Source organism: Microbacterium sp. Y832, assembly GCF_057669765.1.
The window spans coordinates 83,438-98,809 of the sequence record NZ_JBYHFM010000005.1; the positions used below are offsets into that span (position 1 = coordinate 83,438).

The 15,372-nt window shown below is 69.5% G+C and carries 13 protein-coding genes; 11 read left to right on the forward strand and 2 right to left on the reverse strand.

Annotation, left to right across the window (positions count from 1 at the left end; translation table 11 throughout):
• Nucleotides 1-15 precede the first annotated feature (15 nt).
• Nucleotides 16-495 (reverse strand): hypothetical protein, encoded by a 480-nt coding sequence (locus AC25YV_RS10970; protein WP_488123883.1) that lies wholly within the window; start codon nt 493-495, stop codon nt 16-18.
• 59 nt (nt 496-554) lie between these two features.
• Here AC25YV_RS10970 and mfd point away from each other — a divergent pair, with 59 nt between their 5' ends.
• Nucleotides 555-4,187, forward strand: a complete 3,633-nt coding sequence (gene mfd, locus AC25YV_RS10975) for a transcription-repair coupling factor (RefSeq protein ID WP_488123884.1) — start codon at nt 555-557, stop codon at nt 4,185-4,187.
• Nucleotides 4,188-4,209: 22 nt separating this feature from the next.
• Here the strand turns inward: mfd and gdhA are convergent, their stop codons facing one another.
• On the reverse strand, nt 4,210-5,568 hold the full coding sequence (gene gdhA / locus AC25YV_RS10980; RefSeq protein ID WP_488123885.1) for an NADP-specific glutamate dehydrogenase: 1,359 nt from the start codon (nt 5,566-5,568) through the stop codon (nt 4,210-4,212).
• Between the two features lie 223 nt (nt 5,569-5,791).
• Between gdhA and AC25YV_RS10985 the strand changes: the two genes are divergently transcribed.
• From AC25YV_RS10985 to AC25YV_RS11030, 10 genes are all read left to right on the forward strand, one after another.
• Nucleotides 5,792-6,391, forward strand: a complete 600-nt coding sequence (locus tag AC25YV_RS10985; RefSeq protein WP_488123886.1) for a gamma carbonic anhydrase family protein — start codon at nt 5,792-5,794, stop codon at nt 6,389-6,391.
• 89 nt (nt 6,392-6,480) lie between these two features.
• Nucleotides 6,481-7,677 (forward strand): Na+/H+ antiporter NhaA, encoded by a 1,197-nt coding sequence (locus tag AC25YV_RS10990; RefSeq protein ID WP_488123887.1) that lies wholly within the window; start codon nt 6,481-6,483, stop codon nt 7,675-7,677.
• A complete protein-coding gene (locus AC25YV_RS10995) occupies nt 7,674-8,384 on the forward strand; it encodes a nucleoside triphosphate pyrophosphohydrolase (protein WP_488123888.1) in 711 nt (236 codons plus the stop codon). The genes AC25YV_RS10990 and AC25YV_RS10995 overlap by 4 nt, the downstream gene beginning before the upstream one ends.
• A 31-nt stretch (nt 8,385-8,415) precedes the next feature.
• Nucleotides 8,416-9,693: a histidine--tRNA ligase gene (hisS, locus tag AC25YV_RS11000; RefSeq protein WP_488124040.1), complete on the forward strand. Its 1,278-nt coding sequence runs from the start codon at nt 8,416-8,418 to the stop codon at nt 9,691-9,693.
• A gap of 113 nt (nt 9,694-9,806) precedes the next feature.
• A complete protein-coding gene (locus AC25YV_RS11005) occupies nt 9,807-11,405 on the forward strand; it encodes a sodium-dependent transporter (protein WP_488123889.1) in 1,599 nt (532 codons plus the stop codon).
• Nucleotides 11,402-11,569, forward strand: coding sequence for a methionine/alanine import family NSS transporter small subunit (locus AC25YV_RS11010; protein WP_488123890.1), 168 nt, complete (start codon nt 11,402-11,404; stop codon nt 11,567-11,569). Before AC25YV_RS11005 ends, AC25YV_RS11010 begins: the two co-directional genes overlap by 4 nt.
• A gap of 34 nt (nt 11,570-11,603) precedes the next feature.
• Nucleotides 11,604-12,623: a DUF1648 domain-containing protein gene (locus AC25YV_RS11015; protein ID WP_488123891.1), complete on the forward strand. Its 1,020-nt coding sequence runs from the start codon at nt 11,604-11,606 to the stop codon at nt 12,621-12,623.
• 31 nt (nt 12,624-12,654) lie between these two features.
• Nucleotides 12,655-13,329 carry an O-methyltransferase gene (locus tag AC25YV_RS11020; RefSeq protein WP_488123892.1) on the forward strand — a complete coding sequence of 225 codons (675 nt, stop codon included), beginning with the start codon at nt 12,655-12,657 and terminating at the stop codon, nt 13,327-13,329.
• A 145-nt stretch (nt 13,330-13,474) separates the two neighbouring features.
• Nucleotides 13,475-14,755: a phosphopyruvate hydratase gene (eno, locus tag AC25YV_RS11025; protein WP_488123893.1), complete on the forward strand. Its 1,281-nt coding sequence runs from the start codon at nt 13,475-13,477 to the stop codon at nt 14,753-14,755.
• Between the two features lie 46 nt (nt 14,756-14,801).
• Nucleotides 14,802-15,329 (forward strand): FtsB family cell division protein, encoded by a 528-nt coding sequence (locus tag AC25YV_RS11030; protein WP_488123894.1) that lies wholly within the window; start codon nt 14,802-14,804, stop codon nt 15,327-15,329.
• Nucleotides 15,330-15,372 lie beyond the last annotated feature (43 nt).

The window sequence follows — 15,372 nt, forward strand, 5'->3', positions numbered from 1 at the left end:
TACGGCGCGGTCGGATCAGATCGGCGTTGCCGCGTGGCCGAGCGCGAGACCGGCCAGGACGCCGATCGCGAAGAGCAGCGGACCGCAGACGGCGAGCACGACGGCCGCGATCCCCTGACCGCGCCCTGCGCCCGTCGCGATCGCGATGATGCCCTGCACGAGGGCCCACATGCCCGCCGCCGTGCCCGCCCACCCCGCGATCTCGCTGACGAGCACCGTGTCGCGCACGGGGCTGAGCACTGCCAGGTCGAGGTCGGGCCCGCTCACGAGCCGGGCGAAGTCGATGCCCGACGCTCCGATGCTGTACGCCGCGAACGCGACGACGAGGGGCGCCGCAACGGCGGCGACCAGTGCGGCGACGAGCGCGACGATCCCGATCGTCGCCGAAGGCCGCGGCGGGGGAGGAGACGGCATCACCATCGCGCGCGGAAACACGTACGGCGGAGCGTACGGGGCATTCGCGGGGGTGCTCCCGAAGGGCTGTCGATCGCTCACCCGTTCATCCTACGAGCGCCCGCGGCAACCATGTCCGTCGTCACGCGTAGACTTCTGCGGTGACAGTTCCCGGGATCGTGCGTGCCCTCGAACAGGCTGAGTCCTTCCGGGATGCCGCGAGCGCAGCCTCCGTCGATGCCGACTTCTCGCTCGTCGAGGGCCTCGACGCTCCGCTGCTCGCGGCGCTCCTCGACAGGCGCCGCGCGGCGGGTCATCCGCCCGTGCTACTGGTCATCACGCCGACGGGTCGCCGCGCCGATGCGCTCGGGCCGTCGCTCGGGTCGGTGCTTCCCGGCGCCGAGGTCATGCACTTCCCGGCGTGGGAGACCCTGCCGCACGAAAGACTCAGCCCGTCGGCCGAGATCGTCGGCAACCGGCTCGACGTGCTCGGCCGCATCGCGCGGTGGGACGGCACGTCCCCCCTCGTCGTGACGACCTCGGTGCGCGGTGCGATCCAGCCCCTCGCCGCGGGCCTGACCGACGTGCCCCCCGTCGAGCTCTCGGTCGGCGGACGCGGCCACGACCTGTCGACGATCGCGCTGAGCCTCGTCGAGTTGGCGTATCAGCGCGTCGACATGGTGTCGCGCCGCGGCGAGTTCGCGGTGCGCGGCGGCATCCTCGATGTCTTCCCGCCCACAGCCCCGCACCCCTACCGCATCGAGTTCTTCGGCGACGAGGTCGACCAGATCCGCGCCTTCTCGGTCGCCGACCAGCGTTCGCTGCCCGGAGACGTGCACGCCGTGCAGCTCATCGCGAGCCGCGAGCTGCTGCTCACGAGCGATGTCCGCGAGCGTGCCCGCGCCCTGGCGGATGATTTCCCGGGCCTGCGCGGCATGCTCGAGAAGATGGCCGAGGGTATCCCGACCGAGGGCATGGAGTCGCTTCTGCCGGCCGTCGCCGATCGGATCGTCACGTTCGTCGACTACCTGCCCGAGGGCGCCGCGATCGCCCTCGTCGACCCCGAGCGTGCCGTCGCGCGCGCCATCACCCTCGGCGAGACCAACCGCGAGTTCCTCGAGGCCGCGTGGAGCGCCGCGACGGCCGGTGCGGAGGCACCGATCGACCTCGGCGCGGGGGACTTCATCACACTGCCGCGTCTGCGTGAGGCTGCCCACGAGCGTGGCGCCGTGTGGTGGACGCTGAGCGCCTTCGACTCCGGTGCGGCCGACGCGATCGCCGAGCTGCGCGCGGCTCAGGAGGCCGGCAAGGACATCGACATCGACGTCGCCCTCGAGCAGGCTTCGGCGATCCGCGTGCCCGGTGCATCCGTGCCTTCGTTCCAGGGCAACGTCGACGGGGCGACGGCGCATGTCGGCCAGTTGCTCGCCGACGGATGGCGCGTCGTCGTCGCCGCGTCCGGCGGCGGCCTCGTGGATCGCGCGCGGGACGTGCTCGCCGAACGCGGCATCGCGGCGCGCAAGGTCGAGACCCTCTCTGGTATTCCGGATGGCGGCGTGGCGTACGTCGTCGCGACACCGCTCGAACGCGGCTTCGAGGTGGCCGACGCGAAGTTCGCCGTGCTCACCGAGACCGAGTTCTACGGCCGCACGATCGGTGGCGACCAGCGCGTCGTCAAGAAGCTCGCGTCGCGCCGCAAGAACGTCGTCGACCCGCTCCAGCTCAAGCCTGGAGATCCCGTCGTGCACGCCACGCACGGCATCGGGCGCTTCATCGAGCTGACGCAGCGCGAGGTCTCCAGCGGCGGGCGGAATCCGGTCAAGAGCGTGCGCGAGTATCTCGTGCTCGAGTATGCGCCGTCCAAACGCGGGTATCCGGGCGACAAGCTGTTCGTGCCGACCGATCAGCTCGACCTGCTGTCGCGCTACGTCGGAGGCGAAGCGCCGACACTGTCCAAGATGGGCGGCAGCGACTGGGCCGCGGCGAAGGGCAAGGCGCGCCGGGCCGTGCGCGACATCGCGGTCGAGCTCGTGAAGTTGTATTCGGCGCGCATGGCGGCCAAGGGTCACGCGTTCGGTCCGGACACACCGTGGCAGCGCGAACTCGAAGAGGCCTTCCCGTTCGCCGAGACTCCCGATCAGCTGCAGACGATCGACGAGATCAAGGCCGACATGGAGAAGCCGATCCCGATGGACCGGCTGCTGTCGGGCGACGTCGGCTTCGGCAAGACCGAGGTCGCCGTGCGGGCGGCCTTCAAGGCAATCCAGGATGGCAAGCAGGTCGCGATGCTGGTGCCCACGACACTGCTCGTGAAGCAGCATTTCGAGACGTTCACGGAGCGGTTCGCCGGATTCCCCGTCAAGGTCAAAGCGCTGTCGCGGTTCCAGACCGACAAGCAGGCGCGCGACGTGCTCGCGGGGATCACCGACGGCACGGTGGACATGGTCATCGGGACGCACCGGATCCTCACCGAGAAGGTCATCTTCAAAGACCTCGGGCTCCTGATCGTCGACGAGGAGCAGCGCTTCGGCGTCGAGCACAAAGACGCGCTGAAGAAGCTGAAGATGAACGTGGACATCCTCGCGATGAGTGCCACGCCGATTCCCCGCACGCTCGAGATGGCGGTCACCGGCATCAGGGAGATGTCGACGCTGCAGACGCCGCCCGAGGACCGGCATCCGATCCTCTCGTTCGTCGGTCCGCGCAACGACAAGCAGATCGCTGCGGCCATCCGGCGAGAACTGCTGCGCGAGGGGCAGATCTTCTTCGTGCACAACCGCGTGCAGTCGATCCAGCGGGTCGCGGCCGACCTCGCGGAGCTCGTGCCCGAGGCGCGCATCGCCGTCGCCCACGGCCAGATGGGCGAGCACGCCCTCGAAGAGGTCGTCGATGCGTTCTGGGAGCGCCGGTTCGACGTGCTCGTCTGCACGACGATCGTCGAGACGGGCCTGGACATCTCCAACGCCAACACGATCATCATCGACCGGGCCGACAAATACGGACTGTCGCAGCTGCATCAGCTGCGCGGACGCGTGGGGCGCGCGCGCGAGCGGGCGTACGCGTACTTCCTCTACGACGAGACGAAGCCGCTGTCCGAGACCGCCGCGGACCGCCTCGAGACGATCGCCGTCAACAACGACCTCGGGTCGGGCATGCAGGTCGCGCTCAAGGACCTCGAGATCCGCGGTGCCGGCAACCTGCTCGGTGCCGAGCAGGCGGGTCACATCGCGGGGGTCGGGTTCGACCTGTACCTGCGCATGATCGGAGAGGCCGTCGCGACCTTCCGCGGCGACGATGTCGAGGGTCCGACCGAGCTGCGGCTCGAGCTGCCCGTGCAGGCGCGGATCCCCGAGTCGTACATCGACAGTGAACGGCTGCGGCTCGAGGCCTACCAGAAGCTCTCGGCTGCGGCGTCGCTCACGGCGAAGGACGACGCGATCGATCTCGTCGTCGACGAGTTCACCGACCGCTACGGCGACCTGCCGAGCGACGTCGACGGTCTCATCGCGGTCGCGCGGCTGCGGCGTCGCGCCGCGCGCGCGGGGCTGGCCGACGTCGTCGCGATGGGACCGAATCTGCGCATCGCCCCGGCGAACCTGCCCGATTCGATGCGGGTGCGGCTGCAGCGGCTGTACCCCAAGGCGAAGCTCGTCTCGAGCGGTGACGCCCTCGTCGTCCCGCTGCCGACCGCGGGCGGCGAAGTGTTGCGCGACGGCGAGCTCATCGCGTGGGTCGCGCAGCTGCTCGATCAGCTCTGGCCGCAGAAGGATGCGGCGCCGGCCGAGGCCGGCTGACCGCACGCGTCGTCGAAAGGCGTCAGATGACGCCCTGCGCGAGCATCGCTTGCGCGACACGCTCGAAGGCAGCCGAGTTGGCCCCGACGACGTAGTCGCCGGGGCGACCGTAGCGTGCCGCGGCATCGAAGGCCGCATCGTGGACGTCCTTCATGATCGCGCGCAGGCGCGCCTCGCTGTCATCGAACGTCCAGCGCTGGCGTGACGCGTTCTGGCTCATCTCGAGCGCCGAGGTCGCGACACCGCCCGCGTTGGCGGCCTTGCCCGGCCCGAACAGCACGCCGGAGGCCTGGAAGGCCGCGACAGCGCCGGGCGTCGACGGCATGTTCGCCCCTTCGGCGACCGCACGCACTCCGTTGGCGATGAGCGCGCGGGCGTCCCGCTCGTCGAGCTCGTTCTGGGTCGCCGCCGGAATCGCGATGTCGACGGGCACTTCCCACGGGCGAGCACCCTCGACGAATCGTGCCGACGGCCGGCGTGCGGCGTACTCCGAGATCCGAGCGCGCTCGGTCTCTTTGATCTGGCGCAGCAGTTCGACGTCGATGCCGGCGTCGTCGACGACGTAACCCGACGAGTCCGAAGCCGTCACGGGGGTCGCGCCCAGCTGCCAGGCCTTCTTGATGGCGTAGATGGCGACGTTGCCCGAGCCGGACACACCGACGCGCAGGCCCGCGAGCGACTGACCGCGCACGCCCAGCATCTCCTGCGCGAAGAACACCGCGCCGTAGCCGGTCGCCTCGGTGCGCACTTCGGCGCCGCCCCACTGCACGCCCTTGCCGGTGAACATGCCTGATTCGTGACGGTTCGTGATCTTGCGGTACTGGCCGAAGAGGTAGCCGATCTCACGCGCGCCGACACCGATGTCGCCCGCGGGGACGTCGGTGTGCTCGCCGAGGTGGCGGTACAGCTCGTCCATGAACGCCTGGCAGAAGCGCATGACCTCACCGCCGGAGCGGCCGTGCGGGTCGAAATCGCTGCCGCCCTTCGCTCCGCCGATGCCCTGGCCCGTGAGCGCGTTCTTGAACACCTGCTCGAAGCCGAGGAACTTCACGATCGAGAGGTTCACGGACGGGTGGAAGCGCAGTCCGCCCTTGTACGGCCCGAGCACCGACGAGAACTGCACGCGGAATCCGCGGTTTACGCGCAGACGCCCGCTGTCGTCAACCCACGGCACGCGGAACAGGATCTGTCGTTCGGGCTCGACGAGCCGCTCCACGATGCCGCCGTCGACGAACTCGGGATTCTGCTCGAGCACGGGACCGATCGACTCGAGCACCTCGTGCACGGCCTGGAGGAACTCGGGTTCGTGGGGGTTGCGTGCCTGAACGGTGTCGAACACCTCGGTGACGGCGGGCGGAAGAGCGGCGAGCGGTTCGGTCACGGAGAGCACTTTCTGGCCGGAGCGATAGCACCCGGAACCGGCGATCCCCACCCACGGGTTCGTGGGCTGCCGGGTGCGACGCGGATTGTGCGTGGCTGTCCGGGGGGTGCGCGGGTGACGCGCATCGGCACGGATGAGAGACATCAGCCTAACGCGCGCGACTCCTGAGCGGATGCCACGCGCGTCAGGGCGCGCTACGCTGAGCGCCGACCGAGGAGGAACGATGAGGTTCACGCATCTCGGGGTCGAGCCCCGCATCCACCCCACGGCGGTCATCGCACCGACTGCTGTCATCAGCGGAGACGTTCAGATCGGCCCCGAGTGTCAAGTGCTGCACGGAGCCGTCCTCACCTCCGAGGGAGGTCGGGTCACGCTCGGGCACGACGTGATCGTCATGGAGAATGCGCTCGTTCGCGCGACGGCGACGAATCCCGTGCACATCGGAGACCACGTGCTCGTCGGGCCGATGGCCAGCGTTTCGGGCGCGACGATCGAGGACGAAGTGTTCCTGGCGACCGGGACCCGCGTCTTCAACGGCGCCCGGATCGGTGCGCGAAGCGACATCCGCATCAACGCCGTCGTGCACCTGCGCACGACTCTGCCGCCCGAGTCGGTCGTCCCGATCGGATGGGTCGCTGTCGGCGAGCCCGCCCGGATCCTGCCGCCGGAGCGCCACGAGGAGATCTGGGCGGCGCAGCGCGAACTCGATTTCCCCGGCTACGTCTTCGGCCTCGACGCCGAGACCCCCGACCTCATGGTGCAGCTCACGGAGCGCTACGGGCAGAGTCTCGCCCGCCACGCGAAGGACACGCGCGTGGACTGACCACGTCTGGGTACACTGGGCCGCGGTGAGCCGGGAAGTCTGGTCGGCACGGTGCTGCCGTACCCTGCCGACTCACTCGAAAGAGGCCCATGTCCCTGCTCCGCTCCGCGCGCTTTCCCGCCGTCCTGCTGCTGGCCGCAGCCATCCTCGGTCTGGTCCTGGCCAATTCGCCGATAGGCCCTGCCATCGCCGAGATAAAGGCGACGTACCTCGGCATCCCGGGCGTCTTAGAGATGTCCGTCGGACACTGGGTGCAGGACGGTCTGCTCGCGATCTTCTTCTTCGTGGTCGCGATCGAGCTGCAGTACGAGCTGACGGTGGGGGAGCTCAACTCCGCACGCAAGGCCCTGCAGCCGGCGATCGCTGCCGCGGGGGGAGTCCTCGTGCCGATCGGGGTGTTCCTGCTCTTCGCCGGCGGGTCCGACGCCGCCGGGGGATGGCCCATCCCCACGGCGACCGACATCGCTTTCGCCCTGGGCGTGCTCGCCGTCTTTGGCAAGGGCCTGCCCAGCGGCATCCGGATCTTCCTCCTCGCGCTGGCGATCCTCGACGACATCGTGGGCATCGTCTTCATCGCGGTGCTCTTCACGAACGACGTCAACGTCGGCCTGCTCGCGCTCGCCGTCGTCGCCGTGGCGATCTTCGCCGTTCTGAGCCGCATGCTCGGCTCGCGTGCGGACGGCGCCGTCATCGGAGGGCTCGTCGTGCTCGGGTCGGCGACGTGGGTGCTCGTGTACCTCTCGGGCGTGCACGCGACGATCGCCGGTGTCGCGCTCGGCCTCGTGATGGCGCAGCAGCCCGCGATGCGCACGCGTCACACGCTCGAACCGTTCGTGAACGGGCTCGTCCTGCCGCTGTTCGCCTTCTCTGCGGCGCTCGTGGTGATCCCGATGGTGTCGCCCACCGAGCTCTCGCCGGCGTTCTGGGGCATCCTCGTGGCGCTGCCCGTGGGAAAGATCATCGGCATCACGATCGCGGGATGGATATCGCTGCGCATCGGCAAACGCGGGACGGCGCCGCATCTGGCGTTCCTCGACCTCGTCGCGGCCGGCGCGCTCGGCGGGATCGGCTTCACGGTGTCGCTGCTGCTGTCCGAGCTCGCGTTCGCGGACAGCCCGCTCATGCGCGACGAGGCGACGCTCGGCGTGCTCGCCGGCTCGGTGATCTCGATCGTGCTGGCGGCTGCGCTCGTCGCGCAGCGCGCGCTGCACTATCGCCGCATGTCGCCGGAGACCCGTGACGAGAAGCTGCCGCCGCAGGAGGAGACGAAGGGCCAGATCGCATGACGGATGCCGCACCCGACCCGCGCTCGCAGCCCGATGCCCTCCGTGCCGCGGCTGAGACGATGCGCGCCGTGCGGGATCGCTGTGTGTGGACCCAGCAGATCGATCATCGCGACCTCGTGCCGTACCTCGTCGAGGAGAGCGCCGAAGTCATCGACGCCGTCGAGGACGGCACGCCCGCCGAGCTGCGTGAAGAGCTCGGCGACCTGCTCTGGCAAGTGCTGTTCCACGCCGAGATCGCCTCGCGCGACGCCGTCGAGCCGTTCGACATCGACGACGTCGCCCGGGGGCTCACCGACAAGATGATGAGGCGGCATCCGCATGTCTTCGCCGACGCCGTCGCGCGCACCCCCGATGAGGTGCTCGTGCACTGGAACGCCGCAAAGGCCGCAGAGAAGCACGAGCGCACCAGCGTTCTCGACGGCGTCAGCGACCGGATGCCTTCGCTCGCGCTCGCGCAGAAGCTCTTGGGCAAGGCGGCGACGCTTCCACGAGCTCAGCGCCCCGAAGCGGGCTCACCTTCTGACCCGGCCCCTGAGGTCGTCGACGAGCCGACGACCGAGGCCGAACTCGGCGACGCGCTGCTCGGGCTCGTCGCGGTCGCCCGCGCCAACGGGTGGGATGCAGAGCGCGCACTGCGGGTGCGGCTGCGCGACCTCGAGGCCGAGATCCGTGCGGCCGAAGAGCAGCTGCGAGACCTGGAAAGATAGAGCCGTGGCATCCGTCAATCCGCCGCGCGGCATGCGCGACTTCCTCCCCGCCGATAAGGCCCGCCGCGAGCGTGTGCTCGCCGTCATCCGCGAGCGCTACCGCGCGCACGGGTTCGACGAGATCGAGACCCCCGTCATGGAGGAGTACGCGCGCCTGCACGCCGGCATCGGCGGCGACAACGAGAAGCTCGCGTACAACGTGCTCAAGCGCGGTCTCGACAGTGATGCGATCCGCGCCGCCGCCGACGACCCGTCGGCCCTCACCGACCTGGGGCTGCGCTACGACCTGACCGTGCCTCTCGCGCGGTTCTACGCCAGCCACCGCGGTGAGCTGCCGAGTGTCTTCCGCGCGATCCAGATCGCCCCCGTGTGGCGTGCCGAGCGCCCGCAGAAGGGCCGCTACCGCCAGTTCGTGCAGTGCGACATCGACATCATCGGAGACGCCACGGCGCGCGCCGAGGCCGAGCTCGTCGTGGCGACGCTCGACACGCTCGACACCCTGGGGCTCGATGGCGGCACGGTGCGCATCAACGACCGCCGAATCCTCGATTGGATGCTGGACAGCTTCGGCTTCGCCCCCGGTGAGCGCCCCGGCGTGCTCATCACGATCGACAAGCTCGACAAGGTCGGGCCCGCCGGCGTCGTGTCCGAGCTGCGGGACCGGGCCGTGACGCCCGCCGCCGTCGACGCCCTCGAGGCATTCCTCACCCGCCCCATGACGCTCGAGTACATCCCGTACAGCGAGCGCCAGATCCGCAGGATGCTTCCCGAGGGGGCGCCCGACGACATCGTCGCGCACCTCGTTGGCATCGGCGCGGCCGTGGCCGCGGCACGCCCGTCGGCTGACGCGGCGGCTGAAGCCGCCGACATCCCCCTCGTCTTCGACCCCTTCCTCGTGCGCGGCATGGGGTACTACACGGGAACGATCTTCGAGCTCGCACACCCGTCCGTCGGCTACTCGCTCGGCGGCGGAGGCCGCTATGACGGCATGATCGGTCGCTTCCTCGGACAGGACGCGCCCGCCGTGGGCTTCTCGATCGGCTTCGAGCGCATCGTCGACCTGGTCCATGAGGGAGCGGATGCCGCAGCGTCGGCCGTCGTCCTGGTGCACGACCGCGACACGGCACAGGACGAGCTCATCGCGATCAAGGCAGCCCTCGTCGCCGAGGGCTCGCGCGTGCGCCTGGAGCGGCGCACGAAGAACCTCAAGGCGCTTCTCGAGCGCGCGGCATCCGACGGGTACACGGCGTTCGCCACCGTGGCAGCCGGCGCGACGCGCGCGGACCTCGAGATCAAGCCGCTCGGCTGAGCAGCGGCGATCCGCGCGGTTCGCGCGCACGCGCACGAGGCTGGTAGCGTTCCGGTGACCGCCGCACCCCCCCCAGATTGCGCGCGGTCGTCACACTGACGAGGGAGTTACCTGTGGCCACAGCACAGTCGCGCACCGGAGTGAGCACCGAGAAGCCCCGCGAGCAATGGACCGGCCAGGTCGGCTTCATCATTGCCGCGATCGGCTCGGCGGTGGGTCTCGGCAACATCTGGCGGTTCCCGGGTGTTGCGTACGAGAACGGCGGCGGCGCCTTCCTCATCCCGTACCTGATCGCGTTGCTGACCGCCGGCATCCCCATCCTCTTCCTCGACTACGCGATCGGCCATCGCTTCCGCGGCGCCTCGCCGACGGCGTTCCGCCGGCTCGCACGCCGGGGCAAGGGCCTGTTCGAGGCCCTCGGTTGGTTCCAGGCGATGATCGCCTTCGTCATCGCGCTGTACTACACCGCCGTCATCGCATGGGCGCTGAGCTTCTTCGTCTTCTCGTTCGATCTGCGCTGGGGCGATGACCCGGGCGCGTTCCTCATGAACGACTACCTGAAGGTCGGCGATCCGGGCTTCAGCCTCGAGTTCGTGCCGGGCGTACTCATTCCGCTCGCGATCGTCTGGGTCGTTGCGATCATCGTGATGGCGGCGGGTGTCGCCAAGGGCGTGCAGCGCACGAACATGATCGCGCTGCCGGTGCTCGTCGTCGCCTTCACCGTGCTGGTCGTGCGTGCGCTCTTCCTCGACGGCGCGGCCGAGGGCCTCAACGCCCTGTTCACGCCGGACTGGGAGGCACTGGGGAACCCGAACGTGTGGATCGCGGCGTACAGCCAGATCTTCTTCTCGCTGTCGATCGCTTTCGGCATCATGGTGACCTACGCGTCGTATCGCCGCCGCAAGTCCAACCTCACGACGCCGGGTCTCGTCGTGGCGTTCTCGAACTCGTCGTTCGAGATCCTCGCCGGCATCGGCGTCTTCGCGACGCTCGGATTCTTCGCCTTCCAGCAGGGGATCGCGGTCGACGAGCTCGAAGGGCTGACGGGCGTCGGACTGTCGTTCATCACGTTCCCCGCGATCGTGTCGCAGATGCCGGGCGGCCCGATCTTCGGATGCCTGTTCTTCGGCTCGCTGACCCTTGCCGGCTTCACGTCGCTCGTGTCGATCCTGCAAGTCGTCTCGGCGGCCGTGCAGGAGAAGTTCGGGTGGACGCGCCGCACGGCATCGATCGGTGTCGGCGTCGTGTCGGCCGTGCTGTCGATCCTCATCTTCTCGACGACGACGGGTCTGCTCGCGCTGGACACGGTCGACCAGTGGGCGAACAACATCGGCATCGTCGCATCCGCGGTGTTCCTGACGATCCTGGTCGTGTGGGTCGCGCGCAAGGGGCCCGAGCTGCGCTACCACCTCAATACCCTCTCGACCTTCCGTGTCGGCGGCTGGTGGATCTTCCTGGTCGGTGTCCTCGGTCCGGTTGTCCTCGGCTACATGCTCGTGCAGCGCATCATCGTGCTCGTCACGGAAGGCTACGGCGGCCTGCCCGACTGGTACCTCCTCACCTTCGGCTGGGGCACGATCGGGGTCATCGTGGTCGGCGCCGCCGTGCTGACCGCGCTTCGGTGGAAGCGCTCGCCGGATGACTTCGAGGCCTGGCCGCCATTTCCCCCGGCGCCGAAAACCCTGTCGGCTCAGCGAAAGGCGTCCCGATGACCCCCCTCGCCATCACGTTCCTCGTCCTGTCGATCGTCGTCGTGTGGGGTGGGGCGGTCGCCAGCGCCCTCTCGCTGCGCAAGAGGCCCGAGGTCGCGGTCTTCCCACCCGGCGACCCTGACGACCACCGGCAGGACGTGGGGATCATCGAACACGACACGTGAGCCTCCGCTCTCCCGGTCGACGGGCAACGGCGCGATGAGCCGGGAGGTCGCCTCCCGGCTGCGCGTCGTCGGTCTGGTCGTCCCCGTCGCGCTCGCCCTCGCCGGCATGATCATCCAGGCGATCTGCCTGCCGCGCCTTCCCGCGCAGATCGTGATCCACTGGGGGGTGAGCGGGCAGCCCGACGGGCACGCTCCCGCCTGGGTCGCCCTCGCACTGACGGCCATCGGGGTGCTGCTGCCGCTTATCGTCGTCGGACCCGCCCTGTGGCCGCGCCGCGTCGACCCGCGGGCGGACCACGGCGGCGGCTCCTACCGCTTCATCGGCGCGGTGTCGCTCGGCACGACGGCCTTCATCGTCGTGCTGATGACGACCGCCGTGCTCGCACAGGTGGGAGCCGATGAGGCGACGGATGCCCCGACGATCTGGCCGAGCATGCTCGTCGGCGTCGTGGCCGGCGCTGTCGGGGTCGCGATCGCGTGGGCGTCGTTGCCGGCGGCGCCGCCGCGTGCCGCCCTCGCGCAGATCGCACCGCTGCCGCTCGCCGAGGGCGTGCAGGCGGTCTGGATCCGCTCGGCCGTCATGTCGCGCGGGGGCATGATCCTGCTCGCCGGCGCCGTGGCGCTTCTCGTCGCGATCGGAGTGGGGATGATCCTCGCGGGGGAGTCGGGCGCTGGGTGGATCGGCCTCGGCCTCGGCGCGCTGATGGCGCTCCTCATCGCCTCCAACACGGTCTTCCACGTCGTGGTCGATGCGTCCGGGCTCACGGTGCGCTCGGCGCTCGGGATCCCGAGGTTCCGAATCGCCGCGAGCGACGTCGCGGCGGTGACGGCATCGCACGTGAACCCCATGGCCGACTTCGGCGGGTGGGGCATGCGCTGGTCGCCCGACGGTCGATACGGTGCCGTGTTGCGGACGGGATCGTGCATCGAGGTCTCGAGGTCGAACGGGCGCACCTTCGTCGTCACGGTCGACGATGCCGAGACCGGGGCCGCGCTCTTGGCCACGATGGCGGCGCGCGCGAAAGCGCAGACCCGCCGATCGCCGCCGGGTTGACGGACGCAGAGGGTCCGGCGAGTCTGGACGGGTGAACCAACCTCTTCCCGACCCGCACTCCTGGCGTCGGGTCGACGCCTACCTGACCGACACGCTCGTCGGCCATGACGCCGACCTCGAGGAGGCCGTCGCCGATCAGCGGGCAGCAGGCCTGCCGTCGATCGAGGTCGCTCCCGTCAACGGCAAGCTCCTGCACCTGCTCGCCCGCATGTCCCACGCACGTCGCGTGCTCGAGATCGGAACGTTGGGCGCGTACTCGACGATCTGGCTCGCCCGCGCGCTTCCCGAGGGTGGCCGCGTCGTGACGATCGAGGCCGAGCCGCACATCGCCGAGGTCGCGCGCAGAAACCTCGACCGCGCCGGCGTGGGAGACCGGGTCGAGATCGCGCTCGGTCGCGGCGCCGATGTGCTGCCGACACTTCAGGGCGGCGAGCCGTTCGACCTCGTCTTCATCGACGCCGACAAGGAGTCGAACACGATCTACCTCGATTGGGCCGCGCGATTGGGGCGGGCGGGAACCATCGTCGTCGTCGACAACACGGTCCGCTCGGGCGAGGTGGCCGATCCGGCGACCGAGGACCCGCAGATCATCGGCGTGCAGCGCGGCCTCGAGATGCTGGGCCGTGACCCCCGCTTCGATGCGACGGCGATCCAGACGCTCGACGCGAAGGGCTGGGACGGCATCGCCATCGCGCTGGTCGTATAACGGCGGGTGACACATCCCCGGCGGGCTCCGGGGGCGGCCGGGGAGTGGCCGGGGCCGTTCCGAAAGGGCGTCCGATCACTAGACTCGCACCGACGGACCGACGACGCTCCGCCGATCCCCACTTCCACGACCTAAGGAGTCCCCCGTGGCACTCATCGAGGCTGTAGGCGCGCGCGAGATCCTGGATTCGCGCGGCAACCCGACCGTCGAAGTGGAGGTGCTGCTCGATGACGGCACCGTCCAGCGTGCGGCCGTCCCCTCCGGCGCATCGACCGGAGCGTTCGAGGCGTACGAACTGCGCGACGGCGACAAGAGCCGCTACGGCGGCAAGGGCGTTCAGAAGGCCGTCGCCGCCGTCATCGACGAGCTCGGACCGGCCCTTGAGGGAGTCGAGGCGAGCGAGCAGCGCATCGTCGACGAGGTCCTCATCGAGACCGACGGCACTGAGAACAAGTCGCGCACCGGCGCCAACGCGATCCTGGGCGTCTCGCTCGCCGTCGCGAAGGCGGCCGCCGATGCTGCCGACCTGCCCCTGTTCCGCTACCTCGGCGGTCCCAACGCACATGTTCTCCCGGTGCCGCTGTTCAACGTCATCAACGGCGGCGAGCACGCCGACAACGGCATCGACTTCCAGGAGTTCTTCCTCGCGCCGATCGGTGCCGAGACCTACGCCGAATCGCTGCGGTGGGGCACCGAGGTCTACCACGTCCTCAAGGGCGAGCTGAAGGCTGCGGGGTTCGCGACGGGACTCGGCGACGAGGGCGGCTTCGCCCCCGACCTGCCGAGCAACCGCGACGGCCTTGACTTCCTCATGCGCGCGATCGAGAAGGCCGGCTACACGCCCGGCACCGATATCGCCGTCGGGCTCGACGTCGCCGCCACGGAGTTCTTCGACGACGGCGTCTACACCGTCGAGGGGCAGTCCTGGTCGGCCGAGAAGCTGACGGACTACTTCGCGGACCTCGTCGCGAACTACCCGATCGTCACGATCGAGGATGCCCTCGACGAAGACGACTGGGACGCCTGGAAGGTTCTCACCGACAGGCTCGGCTCGAAGGTGCAGCTCGTCGGCGACGACCTGTTCGTGACGAACCCCGAGCGACTTCAGCGGGGGATCGACCTCGGAGTGGCCAACGCGCTTCTGGTCAAGGTGAACCAGATCGGAACGCTGTCCGAGACGCTGGACGCCGTCGCTCTCGCGACGCAGAACGGCTACCGCTCGATGCTCTCGCATCGTTCCGGCGAGACCGAGGACACCACGATCGCCGACCTCGCCGTCGCGGTGAACTGCGGTCAGATCAAGACCGGCGCGCCCGCCCGCAGCGAGCGCGTTGCGAAATACAATCAGCTTCTGCGCATCGAGGAAGACCTCGGCGACGCCGCGGTCTTCGCGGGTCGCTCGGCCTTCCCGCGCTTCAAGGCCTAGATCCAGATACGCCCGGGCGCGGGCTGCTCACGCAAAGGGGGAAGCCGTGGCGAAGACGACGGCTTCCCCTTCTCGTGCCCGGCGGTCGCGCGAAGCGCGTCAGGTCGATGTCAGGCAGTGGCTCGGCGGCATCCGCCTGTCGGGCTTCATGGTGATCATGCTGGGGCTCGTCGTGCTCGCGGCGTTCGTGCTCGTCCCCACGATCGGCATGTACATCGAGCAGCAGCAGCAGCTGTCGGCGCTCGAGCGCTCGGTGCAGATGAGCCGTGAAGAGGTCACCGCGCTCGAAGAGCAGCGCGAACGCTGGCGCGACCCCGCGTACATCACGACGCAGGCGCGCGAGCGTCTCTACTACGTCAAGCCGGGCGAGGTCATCTACCTCGTCGACAACGATTTGCCCGCATACCAGCGTCCGCAGGAGCTCGATTCCGTGAGCGAAGACGTCGAGCAGACGCGCACCGATTGGATGTCGCAGTTCGTGCGCTCGCTCACCGAAGCGGGCCTCGCGCAGACGGTCGCACCGCCGACGATCGGCGTGCCCGACCCGGAGCCGGCGGACTCGCCCGAGGGGTGAGGAGATTCAGCTGTCTCCCGGAGGTGCCGGGTAACCTGGAGAG